This window comes from Streptomyces decoyicus, assembly GCF_019880305.1.
GTDB classification, from domain to species: Bacteria; Actinomycetota; Actinomycetes; order Streptomycetales; family Streptomycetaceae; genus Streptomyces; species Streptomyces decoyicus.
Genome location: NZ_CP082301.1, coordinates 2,151,046 through 2,172,491, shown reverse-complemented (window position 1 = coordinate 2,172,491; position 21,446 = coordinate 2,151,046). Strand labels below are relative to the sequence as shown.

Below are 21,446 nucleotides of genomic sequence, written 5' to 3'. Positions count from 1 at the left end.
GCCTCCCGGCGATGTTATGTTCAGCTCTAAATTTAGACCTGAACGTGATGGACGGAGTTCAGCATATGTCACGCACCATCCTGATCACCGGCGGTGGAACCGGCATCGGACGCGCCGTTGCCCACCACTTCGCGGACGCCGGTGACGACGTCCTCGTCACCGGCCGGCGCCCCGGGCCGCTGGAGGAGACCGCGGCCGGCCGCCGCACCGTCCGCCCGCTGGTGTGCGACCACACCGACCCCCGGGCGCTCACCGCGCTGCTCACCGAACTCCCCGAACGGATCGACGTCCTGGTCAACAACGCCGGCGGCAACACCGACCTGGACGCGGACGGAGCCGACGACCTGGCGGCCTACGCCCGGAACTTCCGCGCCAACCTCGACGCCAACCTGCTCAGCGCCGCGCTGACCACCAAGGCGCTGGACGGCCGGCTCGCGCCCGGCGGCGCGGTCGTCCACATCGGATCGATCGCCGCCGACCAGGGGGCCGGCGCCTACGGAGCGGCCAAGGCCGGGCTCGCCTCCTGGAACGTCGAGCTGTCCCGGACCCTCGGCCCCCGCGACATCACGGCCAACGTCGTCTCGCCCGGCTATGTCGCCGACACCGATTTCTTCCGCGACCAGCTCACCGACGAGCGTCGCGACCGCCTGGTGGCCGCCTCGGCGGTGGGCCGCCCGGGGTCCCCGGACGACATCGCGGGGACCGTTGCCTTCCTGGCGTCACCGGCGGCCCGGCACCTCACCGGCCAGGTACTGAACGTCAACGGCGGTACCCGCACCACCCGTTGACACCCGCCGGGCCGCCGCACCCCCGGATCGCGGCGGGCGGGTCAGGAGCCGCCGTCCTCCGCGAGCCGGGCCGGGAATCCGCCGGTCGCCACCGGCCCCCAGCGCAGCGGCGTCACCCGGATCAGCGACTTGCCCTGCTTGCGCATCGCCTCCCGGTACTCGTCCCAGTCCGGGTGCTCCCCGGCGATGTTGCGGTAGTACTCGACGAGCGGCTCGATCGAATCCGGGGCGTCGACGACCTCGGCCTCGCCGTCGATCTGCACCCACGGGCCGTTCCATTCGTCGGACAGCACGATGACGCTGACCGACGAGACCCGGCGGGCGTTACGGACCTTGGCGCGCTCCGGATACGTCGACATGACCAGCCGCCCGGAGTCGTCCACCCCGCAGGTCAGCGGCGAGCCCTGCGGGGTGCCGTCGCTGCGGCGGGTGAGCAGGATCGCACGGTGACGGGGGCGGACGAACTCCAGCAGCTCGGGCAGCTCGACACGGGTGTTGCGGGCGATGGAAGGGCTCATACGGCGAGCCTAGGCGGTGTCTCCCCGATCTTTGCGGAGCAGCCCGCGATGCCAGGCGTCGCAGGCCCACGGAGACCAGACGCCGGCCCGCGCCTCAGCCCTTGAGGAGCTGCTTGCCGGTCGCCGCGTCCACGACCTTGCGGCCGTCCAGCGCGCTCTTGAGGTGCACCGTCACCTTGTCGGTGGCCAGCTGCTGGGTGCACATCCCCTTGGAGCTCTTCCTCTTGCCCCAGCCGGTGATCACCACCAGGTCCTTCGACTCATGGCTGCGCGCACCGAAGCGCACATCGCAGGCGCTGTGCCCGACGGTGACCGTGATCTCCCGTGCGTCCCTCTTCTCGGGTCGCTGGGCGGCGACCAGCGGCAGCAGCGCCTGTTGGCGGCCGTGGACCGGGGAGACCTTCGGCCAGTCCCGCACAATCTGATCCGCGCGCCGCTCGAACGCATCCTGCTTCTTCGGCGGTGCCGCGGGGGTCACCTTCTGCTGGTCCTGGCCACAGCCGGACAGTGCGACGGCGCCGGCCGACGTCAGCGCGAGCAGGGCGGTGAGGGTACGGGTGCGGGAGAGGTGGGATCCTCGCATGACATGCCTCCTTGTGTCACCGATGGGACGTGCCAGGCGCAAGACAGGTTCCGGCCGCTTTCCGTCGAAGTCCGCGGGGCGGGGGAGAGGTCCCTTCGACCGGTCCGCCCACGGCATAACCCGGTCCGCCCAGGGCGTAACGGCGGCGGAACCGGGCCGCCCGCCCGTTAGCGTCCGGACCATGGACGCACTCACCGAAGTCACCCCCACCGTCTGGCAACTCCCCTTCACCGTCGGGCATGTGTATCTCGTCGCCCTGCCCGACGACGGTTACGCGGCGGTCGACACCGGCATCCCCGGCTCGGCCCCCGCCATCCTCGACGCGCTCGCCCGGCTCGGCGCCCGTCCCGGGCAGCTGCGGCAGATCGTGCTCACCCACTACCACCTGGACCACATGGGCTCCGCCGCCGACCTGGCCGCCGCCACCGGGGCCCGGGTCCTGGCCGGCGCCCTGGACGTCCCGTACATCCGCGGCACCGCCCCCGAACCCACGCCGGCGTTCACCCCCATGGAACGGTCGCTGCACGAAGGGGTCATGGCGGACCTGGCGGCCGCCGAAGTCCCGCCGCTGCGCCACACCGAGGTCGATGTCGCCCTGCACGACGGGGACACCCTCGACGGCTGGGGGGAACCGGTACGGGTGCTGCACGTCCCGGGCCACACACCGGGCGGGATCGCCCTGCACCTGCCCGCGAGCCGGCTGCTCTTCCCCGGCGACATCATCGGCACCGACCCCGACGGCCGCCGCGCCGTCCTCGGCCCGGGCAACGTCGCACGTGAGGAGGCCGTCGCGTCCTTCCGCCGGCTCGCCGCCCTCGATGACGTCGACACGGTGTGCGTCCCGCACGGCGTACCCCTGCGCACCGGCGCACGGGCCGTACTGGCCGCGGCCACGCCGGAGAAGGACTGGCTCTGAGGGGCGGGGCCGAGCGGGGCGCACAGGAACCGGACCGGCCTGGGCGTACAGGGGCCCGGCGGTGCCGTGCCCCGCGCAGGACGAGGCGCCCGTCGGACCGGAAGAGGGGCGCCCGCCCGATAGGACGAGGAGCGCCCGCCCGATAGACGAGACCCGCCCGCCGGGCAGGCAACAGGAGGACGCCCTGCGCGAGGGGCGGCCCGTGAGGGCCGCGGTCAGCCCTCAGCCCGAATCGCGGGCCTCGACACGGAAGGTGCCCAGCCGGTGGGTCACGGGCGCGGTGGCGGGGTCCCGGATCAGGGCGGCGACCAGGCGGGCGATCTGCTCCGGGGGTGTGATCTCGGCGCGGACGCTGGTCAGCCGGGGGCGCAGCAGCCGGGCCAGCAGCAGATCGTCGGCGCCGATCACCGCGAGCCGGTCCGGGCCGTCGGCGCCGATGGTGTGCCCGGCGTCCTGGAGGGCGCGCATCAGCAGCATGGCGTACTCGTCGTTGTAGGCGAACACCGCGTCCAGGCCCAGTTGCGGCCAGGCCGCGGCCAGCGCCGCCGCGGACTCCTCGGTGCGCGCGAGGCCGAGCGGGCGCACCTCGGCGCCGGGGTGACCGGCGGCCGCGGCCCGTACGCCCGCCAGGCGGGGTTCCGCCCAGTCCGCCAGACCCGGCTCGGCCGGCCGCACCACACCGATCCGGCGGCGGGCGCGGGCCAGGAGGTGCTCACCGGCCCGGAGTCCGGCCTCGCGCTGGTCGAGGAGGAGGCAGTGGGCACCGGGCGGCGCCGACGGGCCGTGGGTGAGGACCGCGGCGGTGCCCGACCGGTGCAGCAGCTCGACGGCGGGCGCGTCCAACGGCGGGCCGTGCAGGGTCAGTACGGCGGCGGGCCGCAGTTCGGCCCAGGCGCGGGCGGCCGCCATGGGGGAGCCGGCGGGCGCGCCGTGCAGTACGCCGGTGTAGCCGAGGCGGTGCAGCGCGGTCTGGAAACCGGCGAGGAAGTGGGTGAAGAGGGGGCCGAAGACCGGGGCCGTGTCGGCGGGAGCGGCCAGCAGCACGATGCTGCCGCGGCCCGAGCGCAGGGTGCGGGCGGCGGCGTGCGGCACATACCCCAGCTCCTCGGCGGCCGCCCGCACCCTGGCCTGGGTACGGGCGCCGACCCGTCCGGCGGCCTGCCCGTTCAGGACGTAGGAGACCGTGGCGCGCGAGACCCCGGCGCGGCGGGCAACGGCCGCACTCGTAGGGGGAGTTGGGGTGGCCCGTGAGCCGGTTCGGTCGGTCATGCTGCTGGGCATCCTCGCACAGGGGATTGGTACGGCGGGTCGGGGCGGGGCGCACCCGCCGCGACTGCTGACACGTGTAATCTCGCGCGGGTGCGGGCCCGGCCCGGGGAACACGGACCGGGGACCAGCGGCAGGCGGAGAGCGCGGGCACCGGAGAGCGCGGGCACCGAAGAGAGGCACGGGCATGCAGCTGCACACCCATGAATGGGGCACCGGCGAACGGACCGCGGTGCTGGTCCACGGGCTGATGTCCGATCACCGCACCTGGCACCGCGTGGGTCCGGCGCTCGCCGGCCGGGGTTACCGGGTCATCGCCGTCGACCTGCGCGGCCACGGCCGCAGCCCGCGCGGCGTCTACGGCACCGAGCTGTACGCCGAGGACCTCGTGGAGACCCTGCCCGCCGCCCCCGAGGTCGTCATCGGGCATTCCCTGGGCGGCCTGGCGCTGTCCCTGGCGGTGGAGCGGCTCCAGCCGCGGCGGGCGGTCTACAGCGATCCGGCGTGGGCGTTCCCGCAGTTCCAGGAGCCCGTCGACCCGGCCCTGTTCGTCGCGTTCAAGCGGGCCGACCGGGCGATGCTCCAGACCTTCAATCAACGCTGGAGCGACGTCGATCTCGATATCGAGCTGGCCACGATCGCGGACTGGGACACCGCCACCGCCCTCGCGCTGTCCGCCGTGCACCGCCAGGACCATGTGCCCGAGAAGCCGGTCGTCCCGTCGCTGGTGCAGTTCGCGGGGGAGGGGTTCCTCTTCTCCGAGCAGGCCGCGGCCGAGCTGACCGGCCGCGGCTTCGAGGTCCGTACGGTGCACGGCGTCGGACACACCATCCACCGCGACGACTTCGACGGCTTCATGGCGAGCCTGGAGGGCTGGGTCTAGGGCCGGCCCCGCCCGTCCCCTGGAGATCATCCAGGGGCCGGCCGCCGCCCCGTCACGTATCGCAGTCCAGCAGCGTCTTGCACAGCCCGCAGCGTGCCTGCAGCCGGCCGCGGACCGGGACACGGATCCGCTGGTGGCAGGCGGGGCAGGAGAAAGACACCCGCAAGGGCGGCGGGCCCTCGAAGGCATAGTCGGCGGTGGCGGACGGCCGGCCGGCGCGCCGCGGATCCTGCGCCGCCCGGCGGTCCTTGGCGTAGCGCAGCCGGGCGGCCCAGCCGGCGGCGGCGAGCGGTGGCCGGCGCGCGTCCTGGCGGGCCCGCGCCGCGCCCGCCGTGTACGCGTCGTACGCCTGCGGGCTGGTGAACCACGGCGCCGGGTCCTCGCCGAAGAACTCGGCCCGCTTGGCGAGGACATAGCCGAACTCCTCCGGCGTCAGATAGCCCAGCTTCTGCGAGAACGGGCCGTGCTCGCGGTAGGCGTCCAGCAGCAGCCAGCCCGCGCCGAGGTACGCCGCGGCGGTGTCGGTGAGGATCTCGTTGTCGCGGGTGCCGGGGAACGACAGGTCCAGACGGTGCAAGTAGACATGCATCACCTCATGGGCCAGCGCGGCGCCGATGTCCGTGCGGTGCTTCTTGAAGCGGTCGTTGAGCTCGATGAAGTACTCGGGTCCCGCGGTGAGTTCGACATACGCGGCGTGTTCCATCTCGCGGAAGGTGATCACCACCCGGGCGTCCGGCAGATGCAGTTGCCGCACCATCGCGCGGGCGACCCGCTGTGCCCCCAGATGCAGATCCTCGGTCTCGTCGAAGGCCACATCGACGGGCAGCACGCTGGTGGCGAAGGTGCTCACCGTGTCGTACGACAGGCGTTCGAACAGCGCATGGACGGCCGCACGCACCGTGTCGAGATGGGGGTATCCGTGCTCGATCTCACTGCCGCCCGTGGTCACCCGGCCACTGTACGGGGGGCCGGGAAGGTCCGGTATGGGCCGTACGGGGCCTGTGGGGCAGGGGAGTTGGCTGGATGCGCACCCTTGTCACCCCGATCGGGCACTCCACATAATCACAGGGCGCTCTACGGACTCATCCCCCACTGGGTCCGGACGCCTTGCGGCGTGCTGCCCTCCTTCCACGCACCTTCTGCGGCGGCCACGTCCGGCTCCGGTGTTGGCATGGGCTCGTCAGCGACGGCAACCCCCCACGAAAGGAAGCCCGTTGCGCAGCTACCGGAAGCACCTCACGAGAACCACTGCCGCCGGCGCCATCGCCCTGGCCGCCTTCAGCCTCCAGCCCGGTTCGGCCACGGCCGCCCCCTCTCCGGGCCCGTCCGGCTCCGTCCACACCAAGGTCGTCGGCGGCACCAAGGCCGACCAGGGTGAATTCCCCTTCATGGTCCGGCTGTCGATGGGCTGTGGTGGCGCGCTCTACGCCAAGGACATCGTGCTCACCGCGGCGCACTGCGTCGACGGCAGCGGCGACAACACCTCCATCACGGCCACCGCGGGCGTGGTCGACCTGGAGGACTCCGCCGCCGTCAAGGTCAACTCCACCAAGGTCCTTCAGGCCCCCGGCTACAACGGCAAGGGCAAGGACTGGGCGCTGATCAAGCTCGCCAAGCCGATAGACCAGCCCACGCTGAAGATCGCCGAGGACGACAAGCTCAACAACGGCGACTTCACCATCGCCGGCTGGGGCGCCGACAAGGAAGGCGGCAGCCAGCAGCGCTACCTCCTCAAGGCGACCGTCCCGTTCATCGACGACGCCACCTGCCAGAAGGCCTACGGCGACCAGTTGACGCCCGGCGACGAGATCTGCGCCGGCAAGCTGGACACCGGCGGCATCGACACCTGCCAGGGTGACTCCGGCGGCCCGATGTTCCGCAAGGACGACGCCGGGCAGTGGCTCCAGGTCGGCATCGTCTCCTGGGGCGAGGGCTGCGCGCGGCCCGGCAAGCCCGGTGTCTACAGCGAGGTGAGCGCCTTCGCCGCGAACATCAAGAAGGCCGCGGGCGAACTGGGCTGACGCAGCACGCACGCGAGGACGAAGGGCCCGGGGAGCCGCTCCCCGGGCCCTTCGCCGGGCCGGAGGTCCCGGACCTTGGTCCCGTCGCCGTACGGCCGTTGGTCCCACCGCCCCGGGACCAAGCTCGTGCTTCCGGCCGGGCCTTGTGCCGTCATGGATGACCGGACGGCCTATGGGCGGCGCCGCGACGGCTCCCTAGCGTGAACGGCATGACCACCGAGCCCCGTACCCGCCCCCCGGCACGCGACCGCGACCGCCGTGCGACGGTCCTCGCCGCCCTGCTCCTCGCCGCCTCCGCCGCGACCCTCGCCTATGTGCTGCTCGGCGGTCACCACGATGCCGTCGAGCTGCCGGCCGACGCCCCCTCGAACGCGGCCCGGGGCTGATCCGTACGCACCCCGGCGCCGGTCCGGCACGCCGCCCCCCGGCCCCGGTTGCGGTCCGCGCGCACCGCCGTTCGGATGGACGGAGCGGGCCCGCGACTCCGAGGGCGCCGAGGAGGAACGACATGCCGATCAGTGTGGTGATCGCAGACGACCAGGAAGTGGTCAGGATGGGCTTCCGGATGGTCCTGGAGAGCCAGGACGACATCCAGGTCCTCGCCGATGTCACCGACGGCGAGGCCGCCCTCGCGGCCGTCGAACGGCTGCGCCCCGATGTGCTGCTGCTGGACATCCGGATGCCCAGGACCGACGGGCTGGAGGTCACCCGCAGGCTGACCGAGCGCGCCGCCGCCCGCCCCGAGCACCGGCACACCCCCCGGATCGTCATCGTGACCACCTTCGACCTGGACGAATACGTGCACACCGCGCTGCGCGGCGGCGCCTCGGGCTTCCTGCTCAAGGACGCCAGCCCCGCGCTGCTGGTGGAAGCCGTACGGGCCGCCGCCGCCGGCGAGGCACTGCTCTCGCCCGCGATCACCGCCCGGCTGCTGCGCGACATGGTGCCCGCCGCCGGCCGGGGACGGACCGCCCGCATCCCCTCCGAGCCGCTCACCGGCCGCGAACGGGACGTCGTCCGCGCGCTGGCCGGCGGCCGGACCAACGCCGAGATCGCCGGCGCCCTCTACCTGTCGCTGTCCACGGTCAAATCCCATCTGGCGAACGTGCAGACCAAGCTGGACGCCCGCAACCGGGTCGAGATCGCCTTCTGGGCCTGGCAGAGCGGTCTGTCCTCCGGCAGCTCGTGAGCACCCGGCGAAGGCACCCGAAGGCGGCGCGACCCGGGCGGCGGCCGGAGCACGCCCGCCCGGCCGCGCGCAGGAGCCCGCCCGGGGGATGGGCCAGGACCCATCCGCGGGAAGCCGTCGTCGCCAGAGCCGTTCTGGCGGTCGTGCTGCTGCTCCTCGTCGGATTCGAAACCATGGAACTGGCCGGCCGGCCCACCCTCCCGCAGGCGGTCGTGGTGGCCGCCGGCGTCGTGGTCTGTCTGTGCGCGGTGCCCTCCGTCCGGATCCCGCTGACCGTACGGGCCAAGACCGCGGCCGCGGTCTCCCTCACCGGGTCGGCGGTGCTGGTCGCCGGGCAGCACGCGCCGCAGGTGTGGGGCCTGGGCGAGGGCATCGCCCTGCTCGTGCTGCTCACCGCCGTGATCCGCCGCGCGCCCGGCCGCACCGCCGCCGTCCTCGGCCCGGCGCTGGGACTGGCCTGCGCTCTCGCCCCGATGCGGGACGTCCGGCCGGGCCTGTTCACGGTCGTCTCCGCCGTGCTCACCGTGGTCGTCGCCGCGTACTCGACGATCCTGCGCCGGCAGGACGCCCGGCGACTGCGCGATCTCGCGGCGGTACGGGCCGCCGAGCGCCTGGAGCTGGCGCGGGAGCTGCACGACCTGGTCGCCCACCATGTCACCGGGATCGTCGTCCAGGCCCGCGCCGCCCGTTTCACCGCCCTCGAAGGCCGGCAGGCCGGCGCCACCCTCGAACGGATCGAGGTCTCCGGCAGCGAGGCGCTGGGCGCGATGCGGCGGCTGGTGCGGGTGCTGCGCGAGGACGGGGCGCCGCCCCACCCGGTCGCCGGGCTCGCCGACGTCCGCGCCCTGACCGAGGCGTTCGCCCGCACCGGCCCGCCGGTCGTCCTCTCCCTCGACAGGGACCTGGCGCAGGCGCTGCCCGCCGAGGTGGCCGCGGCCGTCTACCGCATCGTGCGCGAGGCGCTGACCAACGTCCGCAAGCACGCCGCGGACGCCACGGCGATACGGATCGGACTGCGGCCCGTGCCCTGCGGGGCGGAGCTGCGTATCGCCAACGACGGCGGCAGCCCGGCCCGCCTGTGCGAACAGGCCCGCGGCGGCGGCTTCGGCCTGGCCGGGCTCACCGAACGGGCCGAGGCGATGGGCGGACGGCTCGCCGCGGGCCCCGCGGCGGAGGGCGGCTGGGAGCTCACCGCCGTACTGCCCCTCGACGGCAGGGCGACGGCCTGACGCCACCCGGCCGCACCGCCCGCCGCCACCCGCCCACCGGCCCCACATCTGTCCAACACCTGCCCCTCCTTTGTCCATAGGCGCACGCCCCGCACGCGCAGCACGCTGTCCGCCGACAGGCAGTGCAGGCACGAAGGAGGACAGCGCGCGTGAACGAACAGACAGGCGCCCCGCGCGGGCCCAGCCGCAGAACGGTCGTCGCCGCCACCGCGCTCGCCGGGGCCGCCTGTGCCCTCCCGCTCGGCGCGCACCCCGCCACGGCCGCACCGCGCGCCGGCGAGGCGGTGCTCCGGTCCGGCGCGCTGGAGGTCCGCGTCGACACCGCCTTCCCGCGCATCGTCTCCTACACCGACCGCTGCACCGGCGCCGTCCTGTACGGCCAGGACACCCCGGTCACCCAGGTCCTCATCGACGGCACCGCCCGCACCCCCCACGTCACCCACCGGGCCCGCGCCGACCGTGCCACCTACACCCTCGGCTTCGACGGCGGCACCAGGATCACCGTCGAGATCGCCGTCCACGGCCGGCAGACCACCTGGCGGGTCACCGCCCTCACCGACACCCCGGCACTGCGCGTCGGCACCCTGGAGATCCCCGGCCTCGCCCTGCTGAGCGTCCGCAGCGACCAGCCCGGCGCCGCCCTGCTGGCCGCCCGGATCGAACTGGACAAGGACAAGAGCGGCGACACCCTGGTGCAGGTCACCGACGACACCCCCGTCGAGGCCTCGCCCACCGGCTGCGCCTACGCCGTCGTCGCCACCGACGAGCTGGCCGGCGCCGTCGAGACCAACACCTGCTACGACAAGCCCGCCGGAGCCACCACCTGGGAGAACGGCCGGCTCTGGCGGCAGACCGCCCGGGGCGACGGCTTCGTCACGGCGCGGCTGTCCTGCGGCCAGTGGACCCACCGGGCCGCCGGAGCGCCAGTGGACGCCACCGACCCGCTGCCGTACGCGACCGTCCTCGTCACCGGCGACCGCAACGGCGACGGGAAGACCGACTGGCAGGACGCCGCCATCGCGCTGCGCGACATCATGGTCATGCCGCTGGGCGCCGACGAACAGCATCTGCGGGTCGTCCCGCACATCCCGTTCAACTTCGCCAGCCAGGCCACCAACCCGTTCCTCGCCACCCTCGACCACATCAAGCGGATCGCCCTGGCCACCGACGGGCTGCGGCAGTTCACCCTCCTCAAGGGCTACCAGTCCGAAGGCCACGACTCCGCACACCCCGACTACGGCGGCAACTACAACACCCGGGCCGGCGGCCTGACCGGCCTCAACGCCCTGCTCCGCGCCGGCAGGAAGTGGCACAGCGACTTCGCGGTGCACGTCAACGCCACCGAGTCCTACCCCGTCGCCCACGCCTTCTCCGAAAAGCTCGTCGACAAGGACGACAAGCAGTGGGACTGGCTCGACCAGTCCTACCGCATCGACGCCCGCCGCGATCTGCTCTCCGGCGACATCGCCCGGCGCTTCGCGCAGCTGCGCAAGGAGACCGACCCCGCGCTGAACACCCTCTACCTCGACGTCTTCCGCGAGTCCGGCTGGAACTCCGACCGCCTCCAGCGCCACCTGCGCGACCAGGGCTGGCAGATCACCACCGAATGGGGCCACGGCCTGGAGCGCTCCGCCCTGTGGTCGCACTGGGCGAACGAGACCGACTACGGCCCCGACACCTCCCGCGGCATCAACTCCCGGCTCATCCGCTTCCTGCGCAACCACCACAAGGACGTCTTCGCCGACAAATGGCCCACTCTGCTCGGCAACGCCCGGATGGGCAACTTCGAGGGCTGGGTCGGCAAGACCGACTGGAACGCGTTCCACACGATCATCTGGACCGACGCCCTGCCCGCCAAATACCTCCAGGCGTACCCGATCAGGACCTGGGGCGCGCACGAGATCACCTTCGAGGGGCCCACCAGGACGGTCGTCAGCGACGCAGGCTCCGCTTCCGGCGACCCGTCCCGGAGCGGCGGTGGAACGCGGCCGAGCGGCACCCGCAGGATCACCACCGACGGCCGGCTGGTCTACGACGGCGGTACCTACCTGCTCCCCTGGGAGCCCCGCCGGGCCACCGACCCCGACAAGCTCTACCACTACAACCCCCGTGGCGGTACCACCGGTTGGGCCCTGCCCCGCGGCTGGTCGGGCAGTCGATCCGTCTACGCCTACCGGCTCACCGACCAGGGCCGCACCCAGGAGACCCGCGTCCCCGTCAGCGGCGGCAGCATCACCCTCAGCGCCGAGCCCGGCGTGGCCTACGTCCTCTACCGCACCAAGGCCCCGGCCCAGGGCGACCCCGACTGGGGCGAGGGCACCCCGCTGACCGACCCCGGCTTCCACTCCGGGAACCTGGCCGGCCGGCAGGTCACCGGCCCGGCCTCCGTCCGGCTCAGCAAGCGGGGCGACTACGAACTGGTCATCGGCGCGGGCGGCGCCGCCACCGTCGCCCAGAAACTCGCCCGCCTCGCCCCCGGCCACTACGCCGCCTCGGTACAGGTCGAGGTCGGCGCCACGGCGGGCGAACGGCGCCGGGCCGCCCTGGAGATCCGTACCGCCGACGGCGTCACCGCCGCCAACTGGACCGACACCTCCACCGCCGTCAACTACGTCGCCGCCGACCGGAAGTCCGGCACCCGCTTCCAGCGCCTCTTCACCCACTTCACCGTCCCGGAAGGCGGCGGCCCGGTCACCCTCGCCCTCACCGCGGCGGCCGGCCGGGCCCGGATCGGCTTCGACAACCTCCGCGTCGTACCCGCCGAGCCCATCACCAAGAAGGGCACCCTGGCCTACGAGGACTTCGAGCACGTGCCGCAGGGCTGGGGCGTCTTCGTCAAGGGCGACGCGGGCGGCAGCACGGACCCCCGCACCCATATCGCCCAGCGGCACGCCCCCTTCACCCAGCGCGGCTGGAACGGCAAGGCGGTCGACGACGTCCTCGACGGCGGCCAGTCGCTCAAATCACGCGGCGAGAACAGCGGTCTGGTCTACCGCACGGTCCCGCACACCGTCCGCTTCACCGCGGGCCGCCGCTACCGGGTCACCTTCCGCTACGCCAACGAGAAGGCCGGCCAGTACGCCTGGGTCACCGCCGTCGACGCACCCGCGCCCCGCGAACTGACCCGCACCCCGCTGCCCGTCGCCGGCCGGCCCGCCACCCACACCTACGAGTTCACCGCCCCCGCCGCCGGCGAGGCCTGGGTGGGACTGCGCAAGGTGGGCGACGACGGCACGGCGGAGTTCGTCCTGGACACCTTCGAGGTCCGCGAGGTGTGACCCGCCGTGGGGCGGGCGCCCGCCCCCACGGACCTCTCAGCGCCCCGCCGCGCAGGGATACAGACCGGGCGCCCCCGCCTCTTCCCCCACGGTGGCCGGGGCGCCCTCCCACTCCCACCACAGCAGCTCGTTGGCGCCCTCGCGCAGCACCGGACCCGGCACGTACAGGGTGCGCTGCGGCCCCAGCTCCCAGTAGCGCCCCAGACAGAAGCCGTTGACCCAGACGACACCGTGGCTCCAGCCCGGCAGCGCAAGATCGGCATCACCGGGCCGTCCGGCCACCGTCAGCGTCCCCCGGTACAGCCCCGCGGCCCCGCCCGCCCCCTCCACCGCCCGGAACGGAACCTTCGCCAGCGCCCCGGGCTCCTCCACCGCGTCCAGCCGCAGCCCCCGCGACCGTACGCCGTGCAGATACTGCCGCTCGTGCAGCAGCCCGCCCACGATCCCCTTGGACTCGCCGAGCCGCGGACCGTAGTTCACCCGCCCCAGCGACGCCACCCACAACTCCACCGACGCGGGCCCGGCCACCTCCCCGAGCACCGCGTCCTCGGCGTCCACCACGGGCCCGCGCACCCCGTCGACCCACACCACCGCCCGGTCCCGCAGCCCGGTCACCCGCAGCGGACAGCCCTCCCGCGGCCCCGGCACCGCCACCCGGTAGCGCACCACGCCCCGGTCCACGCCCAGCTCCTCGAACGTCGCCGGAGTGCCCCCCTCGACCTCCGCACCCCCCAGCGCCTCCATCACGTCCTCCGCAGGCGCCCACTCCTCGACCACCGCACGCACCGGTGACGGCAGCACCCGCAGTGGCTCCGGCACCCGGGGCAGCGGCCCGTCCGCCCACTCGGCGAGCACCTCCCGGAACCGCCAGAACTTCTCCGTGGGACGCCCGCGTTCATCGACCGGCGCCCCGTAGTCGTACGAGGTGACCGTCGACCGCAGCGCCCCGTCATGCAGCTCGCCGGCCCGGTTCGCCCCCGCCCACCCGCCGAAATTCGTCCCGCCGTGCGCCATGTAGATATTGACCGACGCACCGCACTCCAGAATCTCGCGCAGCGCCGCCGCGGCATCCTCCGGAGCGCGCGGCACCTGAGCCTGCCCCCAGTGCGCGAACCACCCGCACCAGAACTCCATGCACATCAGCGGCCCGTGCGCCTGATGACGCCGCAGCGCCGCCAGCGCCGGTCCGGCCCCGGAACCGAAGTTGACGGTGGCCAGCGTCCCAGGCACCGCGCCACCGCTCAGCATGTGTCCCTCGGGCCCGTCCGAGGTGAACAGCGGCACCCGCACCCCCAGCTCACGCAGCCGCTCCACGAGGTGCGCCAGATAGACCCCGTCGCTCCCGTACGAGCCGTACTCGTTCTCCGCCTGCACCATGATCACCGGCCCGCCGCCCGGACCCCCGGGCCCGGACGACGCTGTGCACTGGCGCGCCACGACCTGCGGCAGCAGCCGCGCGAACCAGGCGTCCACGGCCCGCAGATACGCCGCATCCCGGGTCCGCACCCGCCGCCCCAGCGGCCCGGTCAGCCACTGCGGCAACCCGCCGTTCTCCCACTCCGCGCAGATGTACGGCCCCGGCCGGACGATGGCCCACAGCCCCGCCGCCTGCACCGCGTCGAGGAACCGCCCCAGCGCCTCCGGGTCCTTGAACTCACCGGGCCGCGGCTCGTGCAGATTCCACGGCACATAGGTCTCCACGCAGTTCAGGCCCATCGCCCGCAGCATCGCCAGCCGGTGGTCCCACTGCGCCTCGTGCACCCGGAAGTAGTGCAACGCCCCGGACAGCAGCCGCACCGGCCGCCCGTCCAGCACGAAGTCCCGCTCGCCCACCTCGAACTGCGTCACGTCAGCCGCCCTTGCGTCGTCTCCCGTGCGCCACCGGCCGGGCGCTCACGGTCACCGGTCACCCTCGCCCTCTGGCGGTGTGACGGTCCATGGACAAAGATCGAGTGTGTTTGGACGGTTCGGCGGTTCGACGGCTCAACGGTCCGCCGGTCCGACGGAGCGGTACGCAGAGGTACGGAGCGACGGGAGGCCCGGGCGTGTACCACACCTGGATGCGCTACTTCACCCCGAGCCCGGTCCACCACCGGCTCGGCCTGGTGTGCCTGGGCGTCGGACTCCAGCACGGCACCCTGCCCACGGTCGGCCCGCGCACCCTCGACCACCATGTCGCCATCGTCATCAGCGCCGGCCGCGGCTGGTTCGCCGCCCCCGACGGCCGGCGGCACCCGGTGAGGGCCCCCGCCCTGCTGTGGATCATGCCGGGAGTGCCGCACCACTACGGGGCCGACCCGGAGACCGGCTGGGACGAGAGCTTCGTCGACTTCACCGGCCCCGCCACCACGACCTACACCGAACTCGGCTACATCGAGCCCGACCGTCCGCTCGTCCCGCTCGCGGACACCGGCCCGGCGCGGGTGGCCGTGGGGCGTATCGCCCGCGCGGCGCGCCGCGGCAACCCCCTCCTGGAGGTGGAGACCTCCGCCGCGGTCCACGAACTCCTCGTCGTACTGCGCCGGGCACGGGCCGATACCGACGCCGACGGCGACCCCGTCCTCCAGGCGCTGGCCCGCGACGCGTTCCTGCCGCTCTCGGTCGCCGAGCACGCCGCCCGGCACGGTATGACACCCGCGGAACTCCGCACCGCCGTACGGCGCGGCGCCGGCTGCAGCCCCAAGGACTACCTGCTGGGGATACGCCTGGGCCGGGCCAAGGAACTCCTCGTGGGAACCGAACTCCCGGTGGCGGCGGTGGCCCGCCGGGTCGGCTACGACGACCCGGCGTACTTCAGCCGCCTGTTCACCCGCCGGGTCGGCACCGCTCCCGTGCGCTTCCGCGACCGCCAGGTCCGCAGCGTGCCCGGCGGCTGGTCCACGCAGATCCCGGATCCGAACGACCCGCCGCTGGTCAGCGGGGGGAACGGCTGACGCGCCCGCCGGCGTACCTCAGGCGGCCGCTGTCGTCCGCGGTGCCGCCGGCCGCTGTCCCACCGCCCCCGCCGCACCCCCACCTCCCACAGGACACCCGCCCCACCAAGAAGCCCCCACGGCCTCGGAGCCCCGGCTGTCCCAACCCCCGTGCACCACCCGCCGGCGGTACGGCAGCATGAACGCATGCCCGCACTACAGCGCGACGAGGCGCAGACCCGAGCCCGACTCCTCGACGTCCACCGTTACGACATCGCACTCGACCTCACCCAGGGCGAGGACCGGTTCGGCTCCCGTACGGTCATCCACTTCACCGCGCGCACGGACGGCGACACCTTCGTCGAGCTCCGGCCCGCCGAGCTGCACTCCGTCACCCTCGACGGCCACCCGCTCGACCCCGCGGCCCTGGACGACAACCGCCTCCCGCTCACCGGCCTGGCCCCCGGCGCCCACGAACTGCGCCTGGACGCCACCATGCGCTACTCCCGCACCGGCGAGGGCATGCACCGCTTCACCGACCCCGCCGACGGTGAGAGCTACGTCTACACCCAGTTGTTCCTGGACGACGTCCAGCGCGTCTTCGCCGCCTTCGACCAGCCCGACCTCAAGGCCGTCTTCGCCCTCACCGTCACCGCCCCCACCGACTGGTCCGTCCTCGGCAACGGCCTCGCCACCCAGCGCGACCCCGGCCACTGGACCCTCGCCCCCACCCCCCTCATCAGCAGCTACCTCGTCGCCGTCGCCGCCGGTCCCTGGCACTCCGTACGCACCGAACACGCCGGACTGCCCTTCGGGATCCACTGCCGCCGCTCCCTCGCCCCGCACCTCGACGCCGACGCCGACGAGATCCTCGACCTCACCCGCCGCTGCTTCGACCGCTACCACCAGATCTTCGAAGAGCCCTACCCCTTCGACTCCTACGACCAGGCCTTCGTCCCCGAGTTCAACGCCGGCGCCATGGAGAACCCCGGCCTGGTCACCTTCCGCGACGCATACGTCTTCCGCTCCGCCGTCACCGACACCGAACGCCAGACCCGCGGCGTGACCATCGCCCACGAAATGGCCCACATGTGGTTCGGCGACCTCGTCACCCTCCAGTGGTGGGACGACATCTGGCTCAACGAGTCCTTCGCCGAATACATGGGCTACCAGGTCCTGGCCGAAGCCACGCGCTTCACCGACACCTGGACCGACTTCGCCGTCGCCCGCAAGGGCTGGGGCTACGACGCCGACCAGCGCCCCTCCACCCACCCCGTCGCCCCCGCCCCCGAGGACGTCCCCGACACCGCCTCCGCACTCCTCAACTTCGACGGCATCTCCTACGCCAAGGGCGCCTCCGCACTGCGCCAACTCGTCGCCTGGATGGGGGAGAAGGACTTCCTCGCCGGCATCAACGACCACTTCGCCCGGCACCGCTTCTCCAACGCCACCCTCGCCGACTTCATCGACTCGCTCGCCCGCGCCACCGACCGCGACGTCCACGCCTGGGCCGAACGCTGGCTGCGCACCACCGGAGTCGACACCCTCACCCCCGTCGTGCGGGAAGCCGCGGACGGCAACTGGAGCGTGTCCGTCGAGCAGACCGGAAGCCCGGACGGCACCCGCCCGCACCGGCTCACCATCGGCCGCTACGACCACGACCGCACCACCACCGGCCGCCTCGTCCCGCGCGAGCCGCTGACCTGGGACGTCCCCGACGACGGCGCCCGCTCCGCCACGGGCGGCCGCCCCGCCCTGCTCCTCCTCAACGACCAGGACCTCACCTACGCCAAGGTCCGCCTCGACCCCGTCTCCTGGGACACCGCCCTCGGCGCACTGTCCGGGCTCCCCGACCCGCTGACCCGCGCCGTCGTGTGGAACGCCGCCCGCGACATGGTCCGCGACGGCGAACTCGCCCCCACCGCCTACCTCGACGCCGCCCGCGCCCACCTCCCGTACGAAACCGACCTCGCCCTCGTCCAAGGCGTCCTCGCCTTCGCCCGCACCCAGATCGCCGACCGCTACCTCCCTCGCACCCAACGCCACACCGCCCTCGCCACCCTCACCGCCCTCAGCCGCGACATACTCCGCCGCACCGAAGGCCCCGAACACGGCTCCGAAGCCGGACTGCGGCTCACCGCCGTCCGCGCCTTCATCGACAGCGCCACCACCCCCGAAGGCATCCAGGACTGGCTCGACGACGGCAGCGTCCCCGGCGGCCCCCGCCTCGACCCCGAACTGCGCTGGCGCATCCTCGGCCGGCTCGCCACCCTCGGCGCCGCACCCCTCGACGAACTCCGCGCCGCCATCGACGCCGAACTCGCCCGCGACCCCAGTGCCACCGGCCGCGAGGGCGCCGCCCGCTGCCACGCCGCGCTCCCCGACCCGGCCGCCAAACAAGCCGCCTGGGACGCCCTGTTCACCACCGGCGGCCCGGCCGCGCTCTCCAACTACCTCTTCACCGCCACCGCCGGCGGCTTCTGGGCACCCGAACAGCTCGACCTGCTCCGCCCCTACGTCGCCCGCTACTTCACCGACGTCCCCGCCCTCGCCGCCGCCCGCGGCCCCGCCCTCGCCGAAGCAGCCGGCCGCCACGCCTTCCCCGCCCCCTTCGTCGAGGACCACACCCTCCACCTCGGCGAGGCCTGCCTCACCGACGGCAACCCGACCCCCGCCCTGCGCCGCAAACTCATCGACCAGCTCGATGACCTGCGCAGGGCGGTGAAGGTACGCGCCGCGGCGGAGAACGCCTGAGGGGTGTCCGCGACGTCCCGCCCGGTGCGCGGGCGGGACGCAGCGGATCCGCCCCGGCCCACGCAGCGGGTGCCGCCGGACCGGCAGGGCGACGGCACCCGAACACCTGCGGTACACCCGTACCACTTACGGGTGGTATGACCACGACCAGTGGATACGCAGCGTGCAGGGAAAGTAACTTAGGGCTGCCTAAGGGCTCGTTTGCCTGAGCCCGACGCCCCCAACTCCCCTGACAGAAGAGCACATTGATGACTGTGCCCCCTGCCGGCACCGCCCTCGCAGGCGGCACCAACGGCCCCCGCGCGCTCCGCCCCCTCCTCGACACCGTCCTCGACGCCCTCACCACCGGCGCCGAGGACCGCGCCGGCCCCCTCCCGCCCGGCGGCCCCGACACCGTCACCCGTGCCGTACGCGACGCCTGCCACCCCGTCTTCCCCGACCACGGCACCGGCCCGCACGCCGCCCTGCGCACCCTCGTCCACACCCTCGCCGCCGGCGCCGCCGACCCCGCCGACCCCCACTGCGCCGCCCATCTGCACTGCCCGCCGCTCGCCCTCGCCACCGCGGCGGACCTCGCCGCCTGCGCCCTCAACCCCTCCATGGACTCCTGGGACCAGGCCCCCGCCGCCTCCGTACTGGAGGCCCTCACCAGCCGCGCACTCGCCGCCCTGGTCTACCCCCAGGCCACCGACCCCGACGCGCTGATCACCACCGGCGGCACCGAATCCAACCAGCTCGCCCTGCTCCTCGCCCGCGAAGCCGCCGCCCCCGCCGGCACCGCGACCGACCCGCACCGGCCCGCCCGCCCCCTCCAGATCGTCTGCGGCGCCAACGCCCACCACAGCATCCCCCGCTCCGCCTGGCTCCTCGGCCTCCCCCAACCCCTCACCCTCCCCACCCCCGACGGCATCCTCACTCCCGACACCGTCCACACCTGCCTCGCCAACCTCGCCGGACGCGCCGGGCCCGTCCTCCTCACCGCCACCGCAGGCACCACCGACTCCGGCGCCATCGACCCCCTCGCCGACCTCGCCGACGTCGCCGCCCAGCACGGCGCCCGCTTCCACATCGACGCCGCCTACGGCGGGGCCCTCCTCTTCAGCGACACCCACCGCAGCGCACTCCACGGCCTCGCCCGCGCCCACACCGTCGGCCTCGACCTGCACAAACTCGGCTGGCAACCCGTCGCCGCCGGCCTCCTCGCAGTCCCCGGCCCCGCCACCCTGGCCCCCCTCGCCCACCAGGCCGACTACCTCAACGCCGACGACGACACCGAAGCCGGCCTCCCCGACCTGCTCAGCCGCTCACTGCGTACCACCCGCCGCCCCGACATCCTCAAAATCGCCGTCACCCTCAAGGCCCTCGGCCGCCACGGCCTCGGCGAACTCGTCGACCACACCCTCGCCGCCGCCCAGACCCTCGCCGACCTCATCGAGGCCCACCCCCGCTACGAGCTCCACTCCCGCCCCGCGCTCAGCACCGTCCTCTTCCGCCCCACCGGCGCCGACGACACCACCCTCGCCACCATCCGCCGCACCCTCCTCACCGACGGACAGGCCGTCCTCGGCCGCGCCACCACCCCCACCGGCCTCTGGCTCAAAGCCACGCTCCTCAACCCCCACACCCAACCCGGAGACCTGACCACCCTCCTCAAACTCGTGGAAGGCCACACCCCCAGATGAGCAGCACTCCCGAAGCGCCCCTCACCACCGACACCACGAGCCCCGACGCACCCCTCGACCTCGCCGGCATCGGCATCGGCCCCTTCAACCTCTCCCTCGCCGCCCTCGCCCACCCCGTCACCCCCCTGCGCACCGCCTTCTACGACCAGCGCCCCGCCTTCCAGTGGCACCCCGGCCTCCTCATCGACGGCGCCACCCTCCAGGTCCCCTTCCTCGCCGACCTCGTCACCCTCGCCGACCCCGCCAGCCCCTGGACCTTCCTCAACTACCTCAAGACGCGCGAACGCCTCTTCCCCTTCTACTTCGCCGAGCGCTTCCACATCCACCGCGCCGAATACGACTCCTACTGCCGCTGGGTCAGCGAAAACCTCCCCAGCCTCCACTTCGGCCACCAGATCGACGCCGTCCGCTGGAACCCCGAACACGAAGTCTTCGAAGTCGACTACACCCAGCTCGACCCCGAAGGCGAAGCCGAAGCCCTCGGCCGCACCTACGCCCGCAACCTCGTCCTCGGCATCGGCACCACTCCCCACATCCCCGTCCCGCTCCGCCCCCTCGCCGAAGCCCCCGCCGTCCCCGTCATCCACTCCGCCGACTACCTCGACCACCGCGAAAGCCTGCTCGGCGCCGACCACCTCACCGTCATCGGAGCCGGCCAGTCAGGCGCCGAAATCTTCCTCGACCAGCTCCGCGCCCGCCCCGCAGGACGCGAAGGCCTCCACTGGCTCGCCCGCACCCCCGCCTTCGCGCCCATGGAATACAGCAAACTCGGCCTCGAACACTTCACCCCCGACTACACCCGCTACTTCCACGCCCTCCCCGAACGCGTCCGCGACGACCTCCTCCCCGCCCAATGGCAGCTCCACAAAGGCATCGACCACGACACCCTCGGCGCCATCCACGACGAGCTCTACCGCCGCACCCTCGACGGCGGCTGGCCCGACGCCACCCTCACCCCAGGAGTCTTCGTCCGCACCGCAGGCCGCGTCGGCACCACGAAGGTCGAACTCCACCTCGACCACACCCAGCAAGGCACCCGCTCCCGCCTCACCACCGACGCCGTCATCCTCGCCACCGGCTACCGCGAACGCCGCATCGACACCCTGCTCGCCGCCATCGACCCCTACCTGCGCCGCGACTCCGGCGCACGCCCCCGCATCGACGCACAGCACCGCCTCGTCCTCGACCCCGCCGTCACCGGCTCGGTCTACGTCCAGAACGCCGAAACCCACACCCACGGCGTAGGCACCCCCGACCTCGGCCTCGCCGCCTGGCGCAGCGCCACCATCCTCAACTCCCTCACCGACAACACCCCCTACCCCCTCCCCACCCGCACCGCCTTCACCACCTTCGGCCTCCCCCACCCGTCGACGGGACGCACCGGCATGGTCCCCCGCCAGGGCTCCACCCTCGTCCCCCGCCGCTGA

General features: G+C 73.5%; 17 protein-coding genes. 12 read left to right on the top strand and 5 right to left on the bottom strand.

The features are described 5' to 3' along the window. Window positions 1-65 precede the first annotated feature (65 nt). A complete protein-coding gene (locus K7C20_RS09535; RefSeq protein ID WP_053210383.1) occupies window positions 66-788 on the top strand; it encodes an SDR family NAD(P)-dependent oxidoreductase in 723 nt (240 codons plus the stop codon). A 41-nt stretch (window positions 789-829) separates the two neighbouring features. Here K7C20_RS09535 and K7C20_RS09530 read toward each other — a convergent pair whose 3' ends face one another. Both K7C20_RS09530 and K7C20_RS09525 read right to left on the bottom strand, forming a co-directional pair. Next, window positions 830-1,306: a PPOX class F420-dependent oxidoreductase gene (locus tag K7C20_RS09530; protein ID WP_030084402.1), complete on the bottom strand. Its 477-nt coding sequence runs from the start codon at window positions 1,304-1,306 to the stop codon at window positions 830-832. A gap of 94 nt (window positions 1,307-1,400) precedes the next feature. Next, window positions 1,401-1,889, bottom strand: coding sequence for a hypothetical protein (locus tag K7C20_RS09525; protein WP_030084404.1), 489 nt, complete (start codon window positions 1,887-1,889; stop codon window positions 1,401-1,403). A gap of 181 nt (window positions 1,890-2,070) precedes the next feature. Between K7C20_RS09525 and K7C20_RS09520 the strand changes: the two genes are divergently transcribed. Next, window positions 2,071-2,805, top strand: a complete 735-nt coding sequence (locus K7C20_RS09520; protein ID WP_030084406.1) for an MBL fold metallo-hydrolase — start codon at window positions 2,071-2,073, stop codon at window positions 2,803-2,805. Between the two features lie 222 nt (window positions 2,806-3,027). Here the strand turns inward: K7C20_RS09520 and K7C20_RS09515 are convergent, their stop codons facing one another. Beyond that, complete coding sequence (locus K7C20_RS09515) at window positions 3,028-4,074, bottom strand: LacI family DNA-binding transcriptional regulator (protein WP_053210382.1); 1,047 nt, start codon at window positions 4,072-4,074, stop codon at window positions 3,028-3,030. Window positions 4,075-4,258: 184 nt separating this feature from the next. Here K7C20_RS09515 and K7C20_RS09510 point away from each other — a divergent pair, with 184 nt between their 5' ends. Next, complete coding sequence (locus tag K7C20_RS09510; protein WP_030084414.1) at window positions 4,259-4,954, top strand: alpha/beta fold hydrolase; 696 nt, start codon at window positions 4,259-4,261, stop codon at window positions 4,952-4,954. A 52-nt stretch (window positions 4,955-5,006) separates the two neighbouring features. Here the strand turns inward: K7C20_RS09510 and K7C20_RS09505 are convergent, their stop codons facing one another. Continuing rightward, the gene (locus K7C20_RS09505; RefSeq protein WP_053210381.1) at window positions 5,007-5,903 is read right to left on the bottom strand and encodes a hypothetical protein; all 897 of its coding nucleotides are present in this window, start codon (window positions 5,901-5,903) and stop codon (window positions 5,007-5,009) included. A gap of 265 nt (window positions 5,904-6,168) precedes the next feature. Here K7C20_RS09505 and K7C20_RS09500 point away from each other — a divergent pair, with 265 nt between their 5' ends. From K7C20_RS09500 to K7C20_RS09480, 5 genes are all read left to right on the top strand, one after another. Continuing rightward, window positions 6,169-6,975 carry a S1 family peptidase gene (locus K7C20_RS09500; protein WP_030084418.1) on the top strand — a complete coding sequence of 269 codons (807 nt, stop codon included), beginning with the start codon at window positions 6,169-6,171 and terminating at the stop codon, window positions 6,973-6,975. A 209-nt stretch (window positions 6,976-7,184) separates the two neighbouring features. Then, complete coding sequence (locus K7C20_RS09495; RefSeq protein ID WP_160328771.1) at window positions 7,185-7,361, top strand: hypothetical protein; 177 nt, start codon at window positions 7,185-7,187, stop codon at window positions 7,359-7,361. Between the two features lie 122 nt (window positions 7,362-7,483). Continuing rightward, a complete protein-coding gene (locus tag K7C20_RS09490) occupies window positions 7,484-8,164 on the top strand; it encodes a response regulator (protein WP_030084420.1) in 681 nt (226 codons plus the stop codon). Between the two features lie 143 nt (window positions 8,165-8,307). After that, window positions 8,308-9,393, top strand: a complete 1,086-nt coding sequence (locus K7C20_RS09485) for a sensor histidine kinase (RefSeq protein ID WP_245171844.1) — start codon at window positions 8,308-8,310, stop codon at window positions 9,391-9,393. A 149-nt stretch (window positions 9,394-9,542) separates the two neighbouring features. Beyond that, complete coding sequence (locus K7C20_RS09480; protein WP_030074395.1) at window positions 9,543-12,671, top strand: endo-alpha-N-acetylgalactosaminidase family protein; 3,129 nt, start codon at window positions 9,543-9,545, stop codon at window positions 12,669-12,671. A gap of 36 nt (window positions 12,672-12,707) precedes the next feature. On the opposite strand, the gene K7C20_RS09475 is transcribed toward K7C20_RS09480, so the two are convergent. Continuing rightward, entirely contained in the window at window positions 12,708-14,519 is a 1,812-nt protein-coding gene (locus K7C20_RS09475) for a glycoside hydrolase family 35 protein (RefSeq protein WP_030074393.1), read from the bottom strand. Between the two features lie 197 nt (window positions 14,520-14,716). On the opposite strand from K7C20_RS09475, the gene K7C20_RS09470 reads away from it, so the two are divergent. The 4 genes from K7C20_RS09470 (at window position 14,717) to K7C20_RS09455 (ending at window position 21,446) form a co-directional block, all read left to right on the top strand. Then, window positions 14,717-15,604, top strand: coding sequence for a helix-turn-helix domain-containing protein (locus K7C20_RS09470; protein ID WP_222892578.1), 888 nt, complete (start codon window positions 14,717-14,719; stop codon window positions 15,602-15,604). Window positions 15,605-15,790: 186 nt separating this feature from the next. Then, entirely contained in the window at window positions 15,791-18,337 is a 2,547-nt protein-coding gene (gene pepN, locus K7C20_RS09465; RefSeq protein ID WP_222892577.1) for an aminopeptidase N, read from the top strand. A gap of 248 nt (window positions 18,338-18,585) precedes the next feature. Next, complete coding sequence (locus K7C20_RS09460) at window positions 18,586-20,019, top strand: pyridoxal phosphate-dependent decarboxylase family protein (protein ID WP_030080098.1); 1,434 nt, start codon at window positions 18,586-18,588, stop codon at window positions 20,017-20,019. After that, window positions 20,016-21,446 (top strand): lysine N(6)-hydroxylase/L-ornithine N(5)-oxygenase family protein, encoded by a 1,431-nt coding sequence (locus tag K7C20_RS09455; protein WP_222892576.1) that lies wholly within the window; start codon window positions 20,016-20,018, stop codon window positions 21,444-21,446. Before K7C20_RS09460 ends, K7C20_RS09455 begins: the two co-directional genes overlap by 4 nt.

What these genes read in the sequence shown, in the direction of transcription:
- K7C20_RS09495 (WP_160328771.1), top strand. Translation starts at nt 7,185, where the DNA reads ATGACCACCGAGCCCCGTACCCGCCCCCCGGCACGCGACCGCGACCGC.
- K7C20_RS09460 (WP_030080098.1), top strand. Translation starts at nt 18,586, where the DNA reads ATGACTGTGCCCCCTGCCGGCACCGCCCTCGCAGGCGGCACCAACGGC.
- K7C20_RS09455 (WP_222892576.1), top strand. Translation starts at nt 20,016, where the DNA reads ATGAGCAGCACTCCCGAAGCGCCCCTCACCACCGACACCACGAGCCCC.
- K7C20_RS09535 (WP_053210383.1), top strand. Translation starts at nt 66, where the DNA reads ATGTCACGCACCATCCTGATCACCGGCGGTGGAACCGGCATCGGACGC.
- K7C20_RS09525 (WP_030084404.1), bottom strand. Translation starts at nt 1,889, where the DNA reads ATGCGAGGATCCCACCTCTCCCGCACCCGTACCCTCACCGCCCTGCTC.
- K7C20_RS09520 (WP_030084406.1), top strand. Translation starts at nt 2,071, where the DNA reads ATGGACGCACTCACCGAAGTCACCCCCACCGTCTGGCAACTCCCCTTC.
- K7C20_RS09490 (WP_030084420.1), top strand. Translation starts at nt 7,484, where the DNA reads ATGCCGATCAGTGTGGTGATCGCAGACGACCAGGAAGTGGTCAGGATG.
- K7C20_RS09515 (WP_053210382.1), bottom strand. Translation starts at nt 4,074, where the DNA reads ATGACCGACCGAACCGGCTCACGGGCCACCCCAACTCCCCCTACGAGT.
- K7C20_RS09530 (WP_030084402.1), bottom strand. Translation starts at nt 1,306, where the DNA reads ATGAGCCCTTCCATCGCCCGCAACACCCGTGTCGAGCTGCCCGAGCTG.
- K7C20_RS09510 (WP_030084414.1), top strand. Translation starts at nt 4,259, where the DNA reads ATGCAGCTGCACACCCATGAATGGGGCACCGGCGAACGGACCGCGGTG.
- pepN (WP_222892577.1), top strand. Translation starts at nt 15,791, where the DNA reads ATGCCCGCACTACAGCGCGACGAGGCGCAGACCCGAGCCCGACTCCTC.